Origin of the sequence: Stieleria magnilauensis, from assembly GCA_007753675.1 — a bacterium.
GTDB classification, from domain to species: Bacteria; Planctomycetota; Planctomycetia; order Pirellulales; family Pirellulaceae; genus Stieleria; species Stieleria magnilauensis.
Map to the genome: position 1 here is coordinate 5,369,257 of CP036432.1, position 18,764 is coordinate 5,388,020.

At 57.6% G+C, this 18,764-nt stretch carries 10 protein-coding genes; 2 read left to right on the top strand and 8 right to left on the bottom strand.

Annotated features, from left to right (window positions below):
• Positions 1-15: 15 nt before the first annotated feature.
• The gene (locus tag TBK1r_RS18730; protein ID WP_145213885.1) at positions 16-2,430 is read right to left on the bottom strand and encodes an SUMF1/EgtB/PvdO family nonheme iron enzyme; all 2,415 of its coding nucleotides are present in this window, start codon (positions 2,428-2,430) and stop codon (positions 16-18) included.
• 106 nt (positions 2,431-2,536) lie between these two features.
• On the bottom strand, positions 2,537-3,517 hold the full coding sequence (locus TBK1r_RS18735) for a DUF4886 domain-containing protein (protein ID WP_145213888.1): 981 nt from the start codon (positions 3,515-3,517) through the stop codon (positions 2,537-2,539).
• 546 nt (positions 3,518-4,063) lie between these two features.
• Between TBK1r_RS18735 and TBK1r_RS18740 the strand changes: the two genes are divergently transcribed.
• Together TBK1r_RS18740 and TBK1r_RS18745 are read left to right on the top strand one after the other, a co-directional pair.
• On the top strand, positions 4,064-4,762 hold the full coding sequence (locus tag TBK1r_RS18740; protein WP_145222819.1) for a LamG domain-containing protein: 699 nt from the start codon (positions 4,064-4,066) through the stop codon (positions 4,760-4,762).
• Between the two features lie 250 nt (positions 4,763-5,012).
• Complete coding sequence (locus tag TBK1r_RS18745; RefSeq protein ID WP_419581510.1) at positions 5,013-7,697, top strand: mechanosensitive ion channel domain-containing protein; 2,685 nt, start codon at positions 5,013-5,015, stop codon at positions 7,695-7,697.
• A gap of 311 nt (positions 7,698-8,008) precedes the next feature.
• On the opposite strand, the gene TBK1r_RS18750 is transcribed toward TBK1r_RS18745, so the two are convergent.
• From TBK1r_RS18750 to TBK1r_RS18775, 6 genes are all read right to left on the bottom strand, one after another.
• The gene (locus TBK1r_RS18750) at positions 8,009-9,469 is read right to left on the bottom strand and encodes a serine/threonine protein kinase (protein ID WP_419581511.1); all 1,461 of its coding nucleotides are present in this window, start codon (positions 9,467-9,469) and stop codon (positions 8,009-8,011) included.
• A 768-nt stretch (positions 9,470-10,237) separates the two neighbouring features.
• A complete protein-coding gene (locus TBK1r_RS18755) occupies positions 10,238-12,598 on the bottom strand; it encodes a beta-agarase (protein WP_145213900.1) in 2,361 nt (786 codons plus the stop codon).
• Between the two features lie 70 nt (positions 12,599-12,668).
• Positions 12,669-14,126: a sulfatase-like hydrolase/transferase gene (locus TBK1r_RS18760; protein ID WP_145213903.1), complete on the bottom strand. Its 1,458-nt coding sequence runs from the start codon at positions 14,124-14,126 to the stop codon at positions 12,669-12,671.
• Positions 14,123-15,754, bottom strand: coding sequence for a DUF5060 domain-containing protein (locus TBK1r_RS18765; RefSeq protein ID WP_145213906.1), 1,632 nt, complete (start codon positions 15,752-15,754; stop codon positions 14,123-14,125). The genes TBK1r_RS18760 and TBK1r_RS18765 overlap by 4 nt, the downstream gene beginning before the upstream one ends.
• Positions 15,755-16,480: 726 nt before the next feature.
• A complete protein-coding gene (locus TBK1r_RS18770; protein WP_419580132.1) occupies positions 16,481-16,765 on the bottom strand; it encodes a hypothetical protein in 285 nt (94 codons plus the stop codon).
• Between the two features lie 17 nt (positions 16,766-16,782).
• Positions 16,783-17,796: a hypothetical protein gene (locus TBK1r_RS18775; protein WP_145213910.1), complete on the bottom strand. Its 1,014-nt coding sequence runs from the start codon at positions 17,794-17,796 to the stop codon at positions 16,783-16,785.
• Positions 17,797-18,764: the final 968 nt, after the last annotated feature.

An 18,764-nucleotide genomic window follows, 5' to 3' on the forward strand; every position in this document is an offset into this window, starting at 1 on the left:
GACACTTACGCCACTTTAGTCTAGCGAGACGGTGAAGGGGATGACGTTGGTTTTGGGCATCAGCTCGTCAAGCTCGTTGATCGTCTGTTCGGTGAGTCCGGTGTCATTGCGAGGCAACCACAGTTCTTTCAGCCATGTGGCGGCCTGCATCTTCATCATGCCGTCGTTGGTCAACGCCGACGGAGGCCGAACGCCACGATGGGCAAGGCGTAACTTTTCAACGCTTTTTGCACTCGCCAGGTACTCAAACGCCACGTCCTCCAGCCCCGGAGTCCGAAGCGAAAGATCGCGCAAGTCGGGCAATTGGGACAACGGCCCCAACCCCGATCCGGTGACTTGATCCGACGTGATCGTCAATCGCGTCAATCGATTGATGCGTCCGAGAGACTTGAGCCCTTGATCGGTCAACGCGTTTGACGTCAGGTCCAATTCCCGGATCGAAAACGCTTTGGACAACTCGGCGACTCCGGCGTCGGTCAGCCCATCGCGTTCGCCAGAATCCTCGTTGCCCAGACGCACGGATTCCAGACGCGGAATCGTCCCCAGGGCTTTGGCGGCGACATCACCGGCCGGGCTGCCCGTCATGTTGACCTCACGCAGTTGCTGCAGTTTCGCCAGCGGCAACATTTTGGAGTCGGTGATGCCGGGGCAACGTTGCAGACTCAACTGCCGAAGCTCGTCCAGGACTGCGATCCGCTCGATCGACGCGCCGCTAAGCTGTGACTGGCCATCGAGCGTGAGCGAGCGAAGGTGTGGAAACCCTGTCAAGTTGGCGGCGTGCTCATCCGTCATCGCGCCGGCACTGCGAAACGGTGCGGTACTGGCCAGCGTCGTCAGCGGACAGCCCTGAAAATGTATCAAGTACGCCCCGGTCGCTTCGTTCTCCCAGGCCAGCAAGGTTTCCAAATTGCGGTTCCGACCCAGCCGGCTGAGCCCCTCGTCGGTCAACCCACCGGCGGTGCCAAAGCATTGAAACTCCCGAAGCGATGTGAAGCCGGCGAGCGCCGCCAGGTGCTGATCGTTCAATGACGCGTCGCGGGGAAAACGCAGCACCTGCAACGCCTTCATCCGCGTCAACACGGACAGATCAAGGGTTTCGATTCCCAGACCGCTTTTGAACTCCAGAACCTGCAAGTGTTTTAAATTCGCGATCGCATCGAGTCCATCCTGAGAGAGTTTGGCGTCGCGGTCCCGCCATCCGATGCGAAGCCGCTGCAGATCGGGCAGCTTCGCCAAGCTGTGAAATACGGATTCGTCAACGTTTGTCCCTTCAAGCCGAACTTCGATATCCAGCCCCCGCGACGCAAAACGTTTTCCACCGGCCGCTTCGATCGCAGCGATCGCCGCCTGTTCCGCCTCGTAGGCTTCCCGGGCCGCCGTCGACTGCTGCGGGCCGGCATCACGGACGATGCGAAATCCCACGTAACAAGCCGCGTCGTCGGCATCCCAAGGAATTCGCGCGGACGATCGACACGACAGATCACCGTTGTACCAGCAGCCTCCGCGCAGGACGTGGAAATCATTGGTGGTCGTTTGCGGTCGATCTCGATTGACGGGGTCCACCGCAACGCCATTGGGCTGATCAAATTTCGGGCGATCGTAATCTTTGTAAATCGTGTCAAGCCAAAGGTCTTCACACCACTCCCAGACGTTGCCGTGCATGTCGGCAATGCCCCAGGGATTGCGAGCGTAGCTGCCCACCGGCGCCGTAAAGACATAGCCGTCCGTCGGATCCTTGTCCCAGTCGAGCAACCATTGTCGCTCCGCGGCGTGCTTGCGGTGTTGTTCCAATTCGACGTGACCGAGATTGGCGTGCCGGTGCGAGACCCCTTGGGCGGAATCCCCGAACGAGAACCAAGTCGATGTGCCGGCGCGGCAGGCGAATTCCCATTCCGCTTCGGTCGGCAATCGATAGCGAACGCCGTCCCGTTGACTGAGCCACTGACAATACGCCTTGGCGTCGGTCAGACTGACCCCGACGACCGGATGCTCATCAGTCTGCTCGAATCCCGGATCCTCCCAGCTGAACTTTGCGTCTCGCACAAAATCATGGGACTGATACAGCGGCTTGTCTTCCGGCGTCGGTTGCCATCCGACCATTTCGGCCAGCCCGCGTTGGGCCGTGGTCTGATAGCCGGTGGCCTCGACGAATCGCCGGAATTGCCCGACCGTGACCTCCGTCTCGGCGATCCAATAGGGCTTGGTCACCCACGTCACATGTGCAGGGCTTTCGGCGTTTCCGTAGCCTTGCCCGGTCGTCGACAGCGGGAACGCCTGCTGCAACGTGCGTTCGCCACCATCCATGCCTTGAACGAAACGCCCGCCGTCGATCAAGCGAAACGTCATGCCGTCCGCGCCGGCGGGTTCCTGGCCGACAACCCACGGCGACACAAACCAACAGCAACAAAGCCAAACCAGCAAGACCCGCATGGATCGAACTCAAGGTGGGGAAGTGAAACAATAAACAGCCAGATCCATCGTCAAGCGTGAAACCACCGTCGTCGGTACGCATCGGCGCCCCGACGTCGCAGCGGTTTCATCGAGACGCCTTCTCTGCAGCGTTCTCTGCAGCGTTCTCTGCAGTGCGACCGACGACCGCTTGGTGAGCCACACGACGCAGGAACACGGCGTCGTCTTCCGACACACCCTTCGGCCGATACGACGTTTCGGACGCATCGTTTCCGGTCAGCACCTCGTACCAAACCAAACCGGCCAAGAAACACCCCTTGGTATTGCCGTGCTTGAAATCCAGTCGAAGCTCCTGCTTGTCGCCGCTGGTCCGCCAATGCCAACCGGTGACCAAGGAATGCGTCTGTTTCGGCAAATTCGGATACACCGGGTGGTCATAATTGTAATCAGGATCGCGCACCAAGACGTCGCGGCCCGCAGTGTTTCTCGCTAATTGGAACGCGGCACCGACGGGAAGGATTCGGCTGTCGAACTGGTCGGCGACATCGTCATAGGTCGACGCCAAACGTTCGTACATTTGCTGCTGCGTCAATCCGTCGGATTTCAGCAACGGCGAATCGGGGCGATACGCCCACGTCTGGTGGATCAAAATCTCTGCCTTGGGCGCGTGCTCCCTGACGACCGCCACCAATTGTTCGATGTAGGGATGGTACGTCTCGGGCTTGTAGCTGAGCGCGCTCATCTGCTGCAGTGTCACGAAATCCCACTGATCGGCTGCCAGGTAGTCTTGCAAGCTGTATCGTTTCCCGCCTTCGCCCCTGTAAGGCTTCTCGCTCGGATCCGTTGCCGATTTGGCTGCCAGATCCGCATGTTTCTGCAACGTGCAGCCGCCGATGTTTGCCGTTCCGATCACGATCCGGCACCTGCTGTCCGCTTCGGCGATCGCTTCGAGATACCGGCAAGCGTTCTGAGCAAAACTGTTTCCGATCGTTAGCACGCGGACAGTCCGAACGTCCGCTTCCTGGGCACTGGCGCGGGTGCCAACGTCGAACACTCCGTGGGCGATGCAACACACCACGACGAAACACACTTTAAAACCTTTCATCATCCGATTCGGAGCTCCTGCAACCAACTGAGATTTCCTGACGTGAATCTTTTCGATGCGAAACGTTTTCGATTGTCTGAACGATCAGATAATCGCCGCTGCGATCGGCGAACGGTTCTGCACGGCATCCGACGCAGTGTAACACGGCTGGCGGGCGTTTGGCCGCGGATCGGAGCCGGAAACGAGCGAGGACAACGCTGTGAAGCGTATTTTTAGCGGTAGGGCGCGAGCCCTCCGGTATTTCGACAAGGTATTGACCAGCGCAGGGCCCGTAGGCTTGCGCCAAACGGCTGATCATCAATTGACATCAGGCGGTTCGCGCCAGCGCGAGCGGCGCCCATCAATGTCGATTTGGCGGTATTGGGCTTGCGCCCTGCCGCGAACACCTCGTAAACGCTTGAAATAAATGCTTCACCGCGTTCGATCGCGAGGGTGTTTTCCCTTGGACGGACAAGGCGTTCGGCTTACCATGGCAGACGCCTTGGCCAACCCACTCGACGTGAAAACAACAGAGACTCCGTAATGAAGACACCATCGATCGCCGCTTGCATGCTCCTGCTATCAGCTTGCTTGGCCGTACCGAACCTGCTCGCCGACGATCGGGGCACCCTGATCTTTGCCGACGACTTTGAGCGCAACGAGTCCCAAGAAGCGAAAGACGAAGTCGGCAACGGCTGGGGGACCAACAGCGAGCGACGCGCCGGCGGAAACAAGCAAGTCGATCTCCGAGACGGCGCGATGTACATCTACCTGCACAAGGATGCCGACCACGGCGTCTCCGTCACCCATCCGGCCGAATTCCGCAACGGTTCGGTCGAAGTGAAGTTTATGTTGGAGCACGAAAAAGACACCCTCGGCCTAAACTTTGCCGACTTGCAGTGCAAAGAGGTCTGGGCGGGGCATCTGTTCAAAGTGGTCATCGGCATCAAACAAACCGAGCTGGCTGATTTGAAGACCGGTGTCATGGACCTGAAAACGCGTGAGGCCCGCCAAGCCGACACGCTCACCGCTGCCCAGAAAGCCGAGCTGAAGACAAAATCAAAAAAGTTCGTCCACCCGCTGGAAACAGGAACCTGGTACACCGCCGTCGCGACCATCAACGGCGACACCTTGAGCGTGTCGATCGATGGCAAGGAAGTCGGCTCGTTCTCCTCACCAGGCATCGCCCACCCCACCAAGCGAATGCTGCGACTGGCCGTCCACCGAAACGTCGTCGTGGACGATCTGAAGATTTATGCGCGCCATTGACGTGAAACATGAATCTTGACTCGCGATCGGCTCGGCCCGTATCTACAGACTTGGCAAACTTCGCAATCCCCTTGGATTCACAATGTCCGGTCTGTGTCTCCCCCGTCGTCCGCTTTACTGTTCCACGTGCCTGGTCGCGTTGACAATCTGGGCGACGTGCGCCGCAGCCCAAAACAACGCCCGGTGGCCGCCGTCACCCCGGCCATTGCTGCAGGTCCCGGTTAATGCTGGCAAAACGAGTTCCGGCAGCATGGCGACCGAGAAGGGGTCCGCCGAAGATCACCAAGGCGAAGGTTTTTCGCCCGAAGTCGCCTTGCAAATCGCACAGTGGAATCGCGACCTGTCCGAGCGCTCCACACCGGTCCTGGCCAAGATTGCCAGCCAAAATGCCGACCTTGCCGAGCAGCTTTCTAAGCTCGGATTTTCGGTTCGCACTCTGCAGCAGCGACTCGACGCGGCCGAGCAAAAACTCGAGGACATCCAATCCGACTACCAATCCGTCAGCGGAAAATTGGCCGAGTATGGATTGACGCCCACCATCGGGCTGTTGCTGCGACACCGCAAGGAACAGTTGGATTCCTGGCAAACGCAAGACAACGAGAACCACTTCGCGCGAGCCGAACTGCAGCGTACCCAGCAGGAAGCCTTGGAGCTGGAATTGATCCTCGGCGGCGAAGGACAATTACAACAGCAAGCCGATCAGATGCTGGCTGAAACCAGCGATGCCAGCGGCCAGTCGCCGACACCGCTGTTGCGGCAGCAAGTGCTCGACTTGTTGACCCATCGATCGCAATTGGTCGACCAGCTGAAGCAATCGTATCGCAAGTATCATCGCAACCTGGATCGGCTTGATTCGACCGCGTCGGCCACCAGTGCCACGACCGCAGAGTTTCGCAAGCTGATCAATCGCCACGCGACATGGATTCGCAGCGGCGATCCGATCGGGATTCAAGACTTCGCCGACGCCAAGGCCGGGATTGCCGCGTTGCTCGAATTTCGCCATACCCGACAACTGGGACGCGACCTAAAACGCAAACTTTCCGACGACCAGATTTCGGGAATCCTGTTGTCGGCGTTCATCGGGCTGATGTTTGCCCTACGGTGGCGGCTAAAAAGCTGGTTGGTGGCGATCGGTCTGAAATCCAAACTGCGAACGGCCGGAAAGACCCGCGTGGTCGCAGCCGGCGCATTGACACTCGGCGTCGCCGTGGTGGTACCGCTGCAAGGATACGCGACCGCCTGGTGGCTGAATCAGGGAATCGTTTCTGAATTGATCATCCAGGTCGCCAGTGGTTTGTTTGCCGCCAGCCTGATCGGGCTGTTGGTCGAACTGCCGCGTCAGTTGCTACGGCCGTTCGGTCTGGTCGACAAACACCTGTCGAAAACGTTTTCCACCCGCGCCGAAGCGTTCAAGGATTGGTCGATCGCGGGGTTGATGTTGGTCCCCGGTACCTTTGCAATCACGATGCTTGTACAAATCGACCATGGCATCTGGCGTGATTCACTGGGGCGATTCGGCTTTCTGACGATGATGCTGGTCGTGGCCGGTTTGGCGCACTTCGCGTTGCGACCCGGAAAAGGGTTCCTTTGTCCGGCGATCGAAGCTTTTGGAGGCCGATTGGCGACCGGTTTCGGACACCTCTGGTACGCGCTCGCCTTGGGGTTTCCGATCCTAATGGGAATCCTGTCCTCGCTCGGCTACGGCTACACCGCCAGCGAGTTGATCAAGCGTGCGACGTGGTCGGCGATCTTGGTAATGACCGCGGCCGTGGTCTGGAAGATCGGCCAACTCGGGTTCCAACAGATTTGGCGCAACCTGACTCAACCCAAAGTCGAACCCAGGTACGACGAGTACGGATTGATCGAAGAGCCCGAAGTCGCGGAGGAGGTCAATGAAACACACGTCGTGTTGAAGCACCAAATCGGTTTCTTGGGTCAATGTGTCGCCGGCGTTGCGTTGGTCTCGTGCTTCGTCGCCTTGTGGGTGGACGTGATTCCGAACATGAGTCTGGCGAATCCCGTTTTGTGGACCGTCCAAGATACCGTGACCCATTACGCCGATGACGGCCAGGGTCAAACGGTGGCAAGCTCCGTGCTGCAAGCCACTCCCGTCACGCTGTTGAACGTGGTTTGGGCCGCCGCGATCTTATTTGTCGCGATTCACATTTCGCGTTTGTTGCCGAATTTGTTCGACGCCCTGGTGCTACAACGCGTGGACTATGACGAAGGCATGGAGCATCTGATTTTGGTGCTAGGACGGTGCATCCTGTTCGCGATCGGCTGCTTCGTCGCCTGCCGATTGATCGGCATCCGCTGGATGACGATCCAATGGTTGATGGTCGGGATCACGATCGGCATCGGTTTCGGGTTGCAAGACATCGTGCGAAATATCTTGGGCGGCTTGGTCGTTCTGTTCGCGCGACCGGTCAACGTGGGTGATCGTGTTACGGTCGGACGACTGACCGGACGGATCGCCAGCCAAACCCTGCGCACCACCATCCTCGCCGACGATGAAGGCCGCGAGTTGCAGATCCCCAACCGAAAATTCCTCAGCGACGAAGTCACCAATTGGCGTGGTGCCGGGAAATTGACCACAGTCGCGATCGAAGTCACCGTGCGACGCGAAGAACGCCCGATCGACATCGGACGCATGATCGGCGAATGGGCATCCGCTGAACGAGAGGTGTTGCAGTCTCCCGGTCCCCAAGTCACGTTGGTCTGCATCGCCAAGAAAACGCAACGTTATGAGTTGCACGTTTGGACGGAAGCCCAGCACGACGCCAAGCAAGTGCAACGGGCATTGCTGGAAACGGTCCGCAGCAACCTCCGCGAACGCAACCTGCTGGCAAAAACGCAGCCGACCCAACCGGCCATCCGCCACGCCGACCCCGATTCCCAAATCGATGCGACGCGTCCCAAACGTCGCTCCGCGTGACCGCCGTCTTTTCCCATCGACGAACGGTCTGCCGTCTCAGAACGCTAGCCCCGCATCATCTGGTAACACAGTGCCGCTAAGATCGCTCGCAGGTTGGCAGGGTAATGGCTGGTTGCAACCATCACTTCGCAAAACAAGAACTTGCCAGGCGTGACGATGTGGCCGATGACTTCGCCGTCGAAATTTCGTTTTTTGAATACCGGTCAGCCAATGCTGCGCGATAGTGATCGATGATCGGCGTCTTAGACAGGCAACCGCACCCCGGCTGAATCAAACCCGTCAAACCGCTGACGCATCGCCTTTTCTGAGACTCACTGATACGCGTTGTATTGCACGCCTTGAGATCGCACGGGAGGCCGCGGTGGCACGTGACCGGATGGCTGGTGTGGATGTGCAGGAGGCTGCAAGTGGGGCGGCCGGTGCATGGGCGGCGCGGCATCGCCGGTTAACGGCTGTCCTTGTGACGGGGACTGTGTTTGCGTGAATGGCGAATGCTTCACCAACGAGGGTTCGGCCGTTTCGCTCTCAAAAAAAGAACCGGGAAGGTTTTCGGCGGGAATAATTTCGATCCCGGTGAACCAGATGGCACAAGCTAGAACCCCCAATGCCATGAGGGATTTCAGCCAGCGGAAACTAAAGTGGTAGCTCGGTTGCTGCCCGACACGTCGTGACGCGCGTTCAAGAAACCCCAGACCGATGAGTACCAATCGCAGCAGTGCCACGACCGTTGCGGTGATCCCGCCAACGACTTGGTTCACCCATTTCAAACCGCTTTCCGCTGCACGACGCCCGGTGAGGTTTATGTGATCACCCGATTTGGTCAAGAGTCTCGCAAGACTGTCATGCTGCGCGTAGGGCGAAAGCGCGTTGCAGACGGAGTCGAACGAACTAGGCCGCAGGTCGGGTGATTTGTTGAGCATTTGAGTGACCAAAGTGGTCACTGCCCGAGGCACATCGCGCCGAAACTGCTTGATCGGCGGCGGATCCGCCTCCAGATGAGCCAGAATCTTTGACGCCAGCGTAGAGTTTTCTGTCGTCGAGAAAGGGGCTTGGCCGGTCAATAGAAAATAAAAGGTACACCCGAGGCTATACAGGTCGGCGCGAAAATCCACGTGACGAGAATCGACCGCCTGTTCGGGCGCAATGTAGTCGAGCGTCCCCATGATTTGACCGGTTTCAGTTAGCGATTCTCCGGTGACCGAACAACGTGCCAGTCCCAGGTCCAAGACGCGCACGTTTCCATTGCTGTCCAGCATGATATTGGCCGGCTTGATGTCGCGATGGATGGTGTGATTGTCGACAATGAATTGAAGCGCATTTGCCGTCTGGTAGATGATCTCGCTGGCCTCCGCAACCGACAGCGGGCCACGCCGCCGAACGAGTGCCCTCAAGTCTTCGCCGTCAACGAAATCGGTCACCAGAAACATCTTCCCTCCGACAATGCCGCCGTCGGTGCATCGCACGAGATTGGAATGTCGAAGACGCGCGGCGATTTTGGCCTCACGCTGAAATCGGTCCAGCGACTGCCGGTCATTCGTGTCGATGTGCTGCAAAACCTTGATCGCAACCGGCAACTCCAACCATCGATGCACGGCGTAGTAGACTTGACCGTACGCTCCTTGACCGATCAGACGTTGGATATCGTATTGGCCAATCAACTGACCGCTCCAATTGTCTGATTTTGCTCCGGACCCCGACAACCCAGAGTCTTGAAAGGAATCAACGCTGCTCGACGGATGATGGATTGGATACTGAATTGTTGGATCACTCACTTCACTGAACCCGGCCTTGCCCTCGACGCTTGCCACAACCATCTGTCACCCGGCGAACCATCCGAGCCAACTTCCGATGCGCTCCGACGCACCGGTGGTGTTGCAAACATGGGACAGTCAATCTGCTGGCGGACCGTTAGGATGCAATCAGGAGGGTGGTCACGACCGTTGCCGTTCCGATTGCTCCGGATATGACGTCTTCATGCTCACGCCCTCAACAGGCCATGCAGCAAAGATACCCCTTCTGCGTTGTTGTCCGATACCAACAGGGGTTCATGGGAATTGAAACCGAAACCATTCAGTGGCTTTTCACGAGAACGATCAAGGCTTGAATCACGCCGAGGCCGATGAGGAGTCCCAAGACCCACATCACTGGTTTCATCAAACGGGGTCCGGACGCCTTCCGATGTCGCCGATTCCGCTTGTCCGGCCGCTTTCGATTCTTCTTAGCTAGTTTACTGGTCGAGGTGTGGAGAGTCATGACGCGTCACCCTGCGAATAGTGCCACGAAGTAGACGGAAAAGATGGCGATCGTCAGCGCCATCCCCGCCCAGGCGATCGGAGATTGATCCGGCGAAGGAGGATCTCGATGCTCGGTTTCGGTTGGAGGTGTGTAGGGGTTCATGGGACTCGCCAGTTTACCATAACCCTGCCCCCCTACGCTGTGAAACATTTTTTCACCGGCAGGTCACGACCCCTCGGCAATCACCTCGTCAATTGCAGAAAACAGATGCTTCACAGCGTTCCCTGCCTCCATGCCCAGCACCTTCACTTCGCGACAAAGGTGACGAGCTGCACGGAAGTGATCGTCGTGCCGGGCTGCGCGGTGATTTGCACCCGATTTTCGCCGCGAATCATCGATGGGTCCACCTGCACATCCAAGGGCGCGAAGAACTCGCTGAACTCGGCAGCGTCCCCGACGTCGATCGCGACCGGCGTTCCATTGATTCCGACGGAGAGTGGTTGAGTGAGGCCGCCGCCACGATGAACGCCGATGACAACCCTCGCCGATGCAAGCTCGTTCGCTTCACCGATCTTCACATCGAACGTCACCGGATCTCCCTGACTCTTCACGGCAGTTGCCGTCGCATAGTGACGCTGCATCACCAGCTGCTTTGCCGGAGTGAGTTCCTGATCCAGCTTCAGACGGACAACCGTGGTCTCATTCACGTCGACCGGAATCGCCGCCGCGTCGACATCGTGCTCCGGCTCAAACACGACTTCGCCCTGGTGGTAATTCAGCCGCGTTTGAGTCGCCCCAACCGCGCCCATTCGTTCTGCGGCACCCGATAGATCGACGGCAATCTGTCGGCCACCCATGTTGGTCACAGCGATCGAAATGCGGTTGCCATCATGCACCGCAACCACATCCAACCATCGGCGATTGAATTCCACCGGCAGACGTCGACCGTCGAAGTCCCGCCACAGTTCAAAGTAATTGGCAATCGTCGTGGGCTCGAAGTCGTCGATGGTCTTGTGCCGGGTTCGATCTTCCTTCGGCGTAAACGCCGCGTCGCCGCTGTACGGATTCCACGACATATGCAAAAAGATGAACGGCACAAACAGATCAATCTGGTCCGGCCGCTGCATCGACTTGGTCAGATACGCATTCCACGCGAGCAATCGCAGCCAATTGTCGGACGGCTGCCGCCCATTCTGCAGTGAGCCACACTCGGTAATCAGGATGGGCAGCACGTTGTCGGCCTTGTGCATGTGGGCCCGCAGCATGTCCAGGATCGCTTCATATCGGCCCAGCAGATAGTTGGAATAGCCGGTTCCGCGACGCTCGTATGCGCCCAGCATCAGCGCGTTTTCGTAAAAGTGGTGCGAGAAGAAATCGAGGTGGCCGCGTGTCTCTTCGATAAACCGAGCCTGATTTCGATACAGTTCAAAGTCTTTGACTTGTAGTTGCATGTAAGCCGACGACGGGCCTCCGACCTTCACGTCCCCGGCGCGCCGATGGACCGCGTCGGCAACGCGATTGTGAAAGTCCGCGAGCAGCCCCCAGCCGTCGATACCTTGCTTTTCCTGCCAGTGATGAGCCCACTCGGACTGGACGCTGCTTTCGTTCTTGACTTCCCACCACTCCGCCGTGAATCCGCCGTCTTTGATTTGGTCTTCGACGTAAGCGGCTGCAAGTTCCGCCGCATCATCGAAATGCTCGACCTTGGGCGTCCCTCGCCCGACCAGTGGCACGGACATGAAATCAGGCCAATCGTTGAAACAATACGCAAAGGGAATCGTTTTGAACTCGGCAATTGTATTTCGGTGTCTCTGACCGGCGTCGTATTGATCGAAGAACGACAAATCGGCGGCACCCGGTTGATCCGCTCTCTCTTTGAGCGGCTCCCAGTTTCCCCAGGCACGCGTGATTCCGGGGTTGAACTTGAACGCACCACGTCCCGGCAAGAAATTTCGCTCCGCAGCCCAACGCTCAAATGACTGATCCACGACACCTGGCGTTTCATGCATGCGGAACCAACGCCCGCGCTGCAATTCGCTCGTTCCGCCGATCGACAGTTCATGGTCGGTGTCGATGTCAATCTCCACTCGCTGGCGAGGCAACTCTGATCCGAGGTCGCGATAAGGAATCGTGTCGAACTCAGGCGGAATTTGCCGCTGGGCGATAAACACCAGATCATCGATTCGGCAACTGGCCTCCTTGTCCTTCATCAAAAACCGAATCTTCATTCTGCCCGGCGGCTCGTCTAACAATGGGATCGACGGCATCTGGACTCGATAAAAGTCCTTGACCTGCTGACTGCGAGGCGGAGCTTTGTCGGGCGAAAAAGGAAACACATAAACCTCTTTGACTCGATCGAGATGGTCCCCGTGAAACGAAAAGTGGCGGAACAGCCCCGCGACCCGCTCGGCACCCTCTGGCAGCAAGACCTCGTCGCCATGTCGGATCTCTTTCGTCTCCGTCATGACCGTGACTTCTTTCAAGCCGCGATCCCGCCCCGATCCGACGAACTTGGTTTCACGCCCTTCAAGAAACGTGTCAAACAAATAGTCGTGCGTCGCCTTCTGGTCCCGGCCTTCGCTGCTGAGCGTTTGAGCGTGAGAGGTCGCCGCGGTGACAATGGCCACAGATCCAATCAGGAGGAACAGTCGACAAGAGTACGGCATCGCATTGATCGTGTAAGTGACAAGTGAATGGAAATCGCTGGCCGTTCGGCCTCGGGCAAGGGCTCACGCCCTATTTGAAGTTGCCCTTGACCGTCGGTTCGTAACCGGATTCCGTGGCTGCCTTTGGAATCGCCTCCAAGAAAAACCGGTCACGTTGCTTGTGATAGTCGATGTAGCCCAGCATGCGGCATGGGACGTTCGCTTCGTCCCAACGCTCCCAGCTTTCTCGCAACGCCTTCGAGCGATCTGGCTGGGACGCGATCAAATCGTTCGTTTCCGAGACATCGTCCGGCAAGAAGAACAGTTGCGGAGTGTCGCTTTCGTTGTCTTGGACCTGCTTGGTTCCGTCCGCGGCAAGTACCGACCACTTCGTTCCGCTGCGCCAGTAGAGAGCCTCGTGAGGAACACCTCCTTGATCGCCGCTGACAAACGGCAGCAAGTCGACGCCTTCCATCGCCTGCTTGCCCCCGGGACTTCCGCCTGCCGCAGCGACGGCCGTACGGGAGATGTCGATCGAGATCACTGGCGAGTCGAAGCTGGTTCCAGCTGGGATTTTGGCTGGCCACGATGCAATGAACGGAACGTGGACGCCACCGTCGTAGAGGTCTCCTTTGCCGCCGCGAAAGGGTTGGTTGGAAGAACCGTTCCACTTCCCAGGCTTTTGTTTGGATGCTTGCGGCCCGCCGTTGTCACTGAGGAAAAAGACCAGCGTGTTGTCGCGCAAGCCATTCTTCTCGACCGCCGTGATCACTTCACCGATGCCGCGGTCCATCACGTCGACCATGGCGGCATAAGTCCGCCGCTTCTTGTCCGGAATGTGCTTGTATCTCTCGATGTCTTCGGCAGGTGCCTGCAACGGGGCGTGCGGCGCATTGTAAGCCACGTACAAAAAGAACGGCTTGTCCTTGTGGTCATTGACAAATCGGGCGGCGTCTCGGCTGAGTGCAGTGGTCAGATAGCCGTCGAATGTTGCGGGTTTGTCGTTACGCGTCAGTCCTTGCAGATAGCCCTCCTTGACCGGTTTGGTTAAATCAATTTGAAAGTAATCATGCCCGCCACCGAGAAACCCGTAGAAGTAATCGAATCCACGGTTGTTGGGATGAAACGGCTCGGCTGCCCCAAGGTGCCATTTGCCGACACACCCCGTGACGTAGCCCGCGTTCTGCAATCGCTTGGGAAACAGCGTCACGTCCGGATCGATGCCCATGATCGGATTGGACGGATCGAAAGCAGGGTTCGTTTCGAATCCGATACGATGTTGGTATCGACCGGAAAGCAGAGCGGCACGCGTCGGCCCGCAAAACGGATGGTTGGCGTAACCCTGCCGGAACACAACACCTGACGCGGCAAGGGCGTCCAAGTTGGGCGTCAAGATCTCTTTGGACCCTGTAAATCCGGCGTCTGCGTAGCCCATGTCATCGGCCATGATGACGATGATGTTGGGCTTTTCGGCCGCAAACGATCGGGCGACGGCAAACAGCAACAGAGCAATCGAAAACGAAGTTCGATGACGGATCAAAAAGCTCATTCTTCGTCCTTAAGGTCACAGATCAGGATGCGAAACCCATTTCCAGCCGGAACGTCTACCGACGGCCATTGGGTCATTTTCATTTCAAACGGTTCACCATACTCTCCGCTGAACGGATCGAACCAAACAAGCTTCATCGTGTCGCCACGGTCTTTGGGCGGGCGCAAACCCAGATAATCACACTCTTTCGGCACGTAATACAAGAATCGATCTTTGCCGTTGTGCAGACAGAATCCCGCATTGCTCTTCTTTTCCCCGGCGATCAACTGATCGATCTGGTAGCGATCGACAAAGCCTCGCAGATGCCGGTAATAATCCAGCCGTGGACGGTCGCCAGGATCGAGCGATTCGATGTCGGCGATGACGACGTTCCAGGCAGCCCCCTGCCAATAATGTGTCGGAAAGGTGCCGGCAAACACGCATTGATACGCGCGTTCCAGGCACACTTCCGGTGACGTGTAATTCCCCGTGAACACAACATAGGGACTTCGTTCGTACCCACCGTGCTCGATATTCAGAATCGGCTTGCCCGGAATCGCCTCGCAGACATTCCGCATCACGCCGTAAAGTTCTGAACTCCACAATTGAACCGAAACGAAGTCGACTTGCTCGGGGAACTTGCGGCAGTAACCGTAGTCGTGAACCGTGACCAGCCGATCATAAGCGTCGTTGTCGCGTAGCCGCTGAATTCGGTCGGTGATATAGCTCACATCGTTGTGACCGTAGCCAAGAGCTTCCTTCGAGATATCCCAAACCAGATTAGGGTAACCCTGGTAGCGGCGAACGACATAGTCGAAATAACGATTGTCGGCCTCAGACTTCGCCTCCGGCCACGCCACTCGCTTGTTCCAGACGTAAATCATCAGGTGGGCAACGATCCCTTTCTGATCGAGATAGTCAAGGACGCGGTCGAGCCGCTGGAAGTATTCGATGTTCAGACCACTGTGATCGGGTTCCTGGTTTGTGCCTTTGAACGGAAACACACGCGGGCTTCCGAAGTCGTATTGCGGATCGAGTGAAGCGTCTTTCGCCCAGTTGACGTCGTAGGCGAAGACGTTCATCACGATTTGATTGAATCCATTGTCCGCCAGGGTATCGACCAGCATTCGCGTTTTCGGGATATCGTTCGCATTCTCGGCATCGAGCGCGAACAACCAATCCGCTTCGAAGGCGATCGGATAGTTGCTGTCGCCATTCTGATGAACGAATCTCCGTTTCGACTCGGAATCCACAAGGACAGCCCCTCGACGTCCTTCGCCCGCTGACCGCACCGACAGCGATCCGTCTTTGCCGTCCAATCCGGACAACGAGGAAGACGTTTCGTAGCTCCACTCGCCGTTCGAGGGCGGTGTAAAACGAATCACGTACTCATTGCCGCCGTCGTAGAAGCCGGCAACCGCCATCGACTTGCCGGACCGATCGGAAAACGTCGCCGAGAAATCGACGTCGACCGGCTGTTCGGGTACCGACGCGACCGTAAACCGAATGTCAACGATGTCCCACTGCTCCGCGGCGATCGTTTGTTGCGGTTCGTAGCGGACAGCTTCACGTGCGGTCGCAGCGGGGACACCACCAAGCACGGCGAAAGGAACAGCGACAACCAAAGCAACAAGTTTGAACGGCGACATGGTGGCGTAGCGAACAGCACTGAAGTGAAGGGAGACGTTTCCAATGGCAAGGACGATCCGGCTTGCCGTCTCATTGTATTTCCCCGGTTCATTCTGAGATCAGGGATTTTGCACTCCATAGCCAAACACGCACCCTGCATGTCTTTTCTTAACCTGACCTGACGGCCGTCGATCCCACCGCTGCCTCCCGACAAACGCACGATGTAAGTGCTCCGTCAACTTTTAGATGTAGGGTGCCGCGGAAAAGGGGTCAGTCCCCGTCTTTTGCCGTGCGGGTACCTTGGCAGAACGAACACCGATTTCGAAGGACGCCAATCACGTAGGGACGTCGATTGTATTACTGAGCGACTTTTGGGCAGGCACCGCTCTGCGGTGCACACCGCAGAGCGGTGCCACAATAAAGCCCGGAGTCGCGAAGCGCACTCCGGGTGGAGGCGCAGAGGACAGGGGAACCCCAGCGGGGTTCAACAAACGGCGCGGCACAATCCGGGGTGCGCAAACGGCGGCGTGAACCAGGCGAACCGTGTTGCTCTGCTCAACCCCGTTGGGGTTGGCGGCCTGTTGGCGACAGGAACTTGGGGTGCGCGGGCGCGACCCCAAGCTTTGATGTGGCACGCCGCTGGCGTGCGGGCCGCAGGAGCGGTTGTCGCTCGCGAGTCGTTCGCACAACGCGGTACGGCGAGAAATTCGTCAGTAATACAATCGACGTCCCAACGTGATGCTGGCTTACTCGGATCCGGTGCGGAACCGATACCAAAAAGCACCATCGTTCAGCCCGACGGCTGGCAAGTCTTTCGATTCGGCGGAGTCAGACTGCAGGTCATTAAGCTCGAGCGTCGGAACCTTGCCGCCCAAGTTTTGTGGATCCATCTCCGACAAAATCTGATACTGCTTTGGAAACTGGTCTTTCAGTCGAATCGTCTCGGCGTAGGTTCGATTCCCCCAGACCTTGAATTGGCGACTATCGGCATTCTCGGCCCTGCCTCTACCATGATGGCGAGACTGAACCATCCGAGACAACTGATCGGTTATTTCTTCTTTGAGCGTTCCTTCGACAGATCCTTGATTTCGTCAGTCAAGTCTTTGAACCCTGCTTTGAGTTCGTCACGCATGAAAAACAGGCCGATTCCGGCTGCCAAGCCTCCGGTCAGAATGCGTGCCTTGGTCGTCGCACGAATCAGCGTTCCTTGAGCCACCTTCTTCTCAGCTTGCTGGGTGGCAACTTTCAGTGAACTTCGGGCAACGTTTTTTGCTTGGCGATTCGTCAACGTGCCGCCGGCGTTTTGCTTCATGTAATTGCCGACTCGGCTCGCGTGTCTCGTTTCCACTTCCGCCGTCTTCTTGATGGAGTTGTTCAACAGGTCCGTTGCCTTTTTCGTCATCTTTTCTGCGGCTTTACTCTGTGACTTGTTTACCAAGTACGAAACGCCGCCGTTGGTCAATGCTGATGATGTCCATGCGAGGACCTGCGACTTGCTGACCTCTCCCAGCGCAGAAGCGAACGCGCAACTCAATCCATAAGACGAACCTGCAACGGTCAGCACCAGCACTGGAGCCGCGACGAACGAAAGTCCGACGCAAAAACTTGCATTGGCGGCAACCTTGACGACGTTGGCCCGGCGTCGGCTGCGTTCGAGAACGTCTTTGACCATCTCGTTGGTTTCAGCGACCGACTTTGCTTTAAATTGCACATTGGAACGTGCGCCGGCGGTTTGTCGCTCAAGTTCCTTCATGTACTTGGCCAACACCGCCGGACCGCTCAGTGCCGCCCGCAAAAAACCCGTCGTCTTGATCTTGTAGTACTGACGTGTGGTGGAGGCCACCTGGCTATCAAGAAACACCAATTCGCGATGCCCCAACGGCTCCTTTTGCAGTACCCAGCCGATACCATTGACCAGCTTTTCGGCAATCGTGTCGTCGTCCTTGACCCACTTACTGCTGGTGTGACGATCAATCGCTAACGCGCTGGCACAGTTCAAGAGCAACGAGTCGGCTTGGTCGAGGTCAATCAACGCAACTTTCGGCAGCTTACTCTGGGGCATAGCAACATCACCTGCACTGCTGAGAGGACAGAATCGCATGAGTTGAACAGACCGATCCCCGCGCAAAGGCCTTCCCATACGACCGTTCTCGTTGCAGCGGGCCAAATGTTACGTCAAAATGCCGAACTATCTCAGAATACTTTTTGCCTCGACGTTTCTGGGGATGCCCTGAACATCATTCTGCCAAGACGTGTTCGCAGCGAGGCGACGATTCCTGTCCGATGAAGCGTGATGCGAGCGGGGCAGAACAGCGGCCTTAGCGAGGCGGCGTCGCGAGCTATCTCGGCGCGTGGATGACGCCGATGAACTGCGTGCAAGAGACTTCGGAAGCAGACGGTTTGGAGAAGGAGAGCGGACGCAGTGAGCGCGGGGGCTGGACCTCGCTGCGATCCCGTCCGGCAACGCTGTGAAGCATTTTTAGCGGTAGGGCGCGAGCCCTCCGGTGCTTCGGGAACGAGGAGCGACCGGAGGGCTTGCGCCCTGCCGGTAACACCTCGTCAAACGCAGGGAATAAATGCTTCACAGCGTTGCCCGTCCGGGGTCGTGGAGTGGGGACGGGACGTGGGCCGGAGGTGGCGCTGACCTCCGGCTACTCGCCGTGATCGCTCCGGAATGAAGACATTGCCTCGACGCGAGAAATTGATGTCGTGTTGAACGACTGACGGAGATCGATCCCCGTTCCTCCGCACGCGCGGATCGATCGCAATTCGTTCGCGCTGCTGACCGACGCCAGTTCTGCCGCAGCACATTCATTCGTGTTATTCGTGCCATTCGTGGACAACTCTTCTCCGCTGGTTCCGTAAATGCCCAACGCCTGATATTCGTTTGACATCAGCCGGTTCGAATTGAACGACGATTCGGTCCGGCGATGCCAGAACCACACCGATCCAACGCTCACGCGAGCTTTGCTTCAGCCAGTCATTGGAAAAACTCGTGATTCGGGCCATTTTTCGCTTGCAGGGCTAGTC

Coding starts and splice junctions, on each gene's coding strand:
- TBK1r_RS18730 (WP_145213885.1), bottom strand. CDS start 2,430: ATGCGGGTCTTGCTGGTTTGGCTTTGTTGCTGTTGGTTTGTGTCGCCG.
- TBK1r_RS18735 (WP_145213888.1), bottom strand. CDS start 3,517: ATGATGAAAGGTTTTAAAGTGTGTTTCGTCGTGGTGTGTTGCATCGCC.
- TBK1r_RS18740 (WP_145222819.1), top strand. CDS start 4,064: ATGCTCCTGCTATCAGCTTGCTTGGCCGTACCGAACCTGCTCGCCGAC.
- TBK1r_RS18745 (WP_419581510.1), top strand. CDS start 5,013: ATGGCGACCGAGAAGGGGTCCGCCGAAGATCACCAAGGCGAAGGTTTT.
- TBK1r_RS18755 (WP_145213900.1), bottom strand. CDS start 12,598: ATGCCGTACTCTTGTCGACTGTTCCTCCTGATTGGATCTGTGGCCATT.
- TBK1r_RS18760 (WP_145213903.1), bottom strand. CDS start 14,126: ATGAGCTTTTTGATCCGTCATCGAACTTCGTTTTCGATTGCTCTGTTG.
- TBK1r_RS18765 (WP_145213906.1), bottom strand. CDS start 15,754: ATGTCGCCGTTCAAACTTGTTGCTTTGGTTGTCGCTGTTCCTTTCGCC.
- TBK1r_RS18770 (WP_419580132.1), bottom strand. CDS start 16,765: ATGGTTCAGTCTCGCCATCATGGTAGAGGCAGGGCCGAGAATGCCGAT.
- TBK1r_RS18775 (WP_145213910.1), bottom strand. CDS start 17,796: ATGCCCCAGAGTAAGCTGCCGAAAGTTGCGTTGATTGACCTCGACCAA.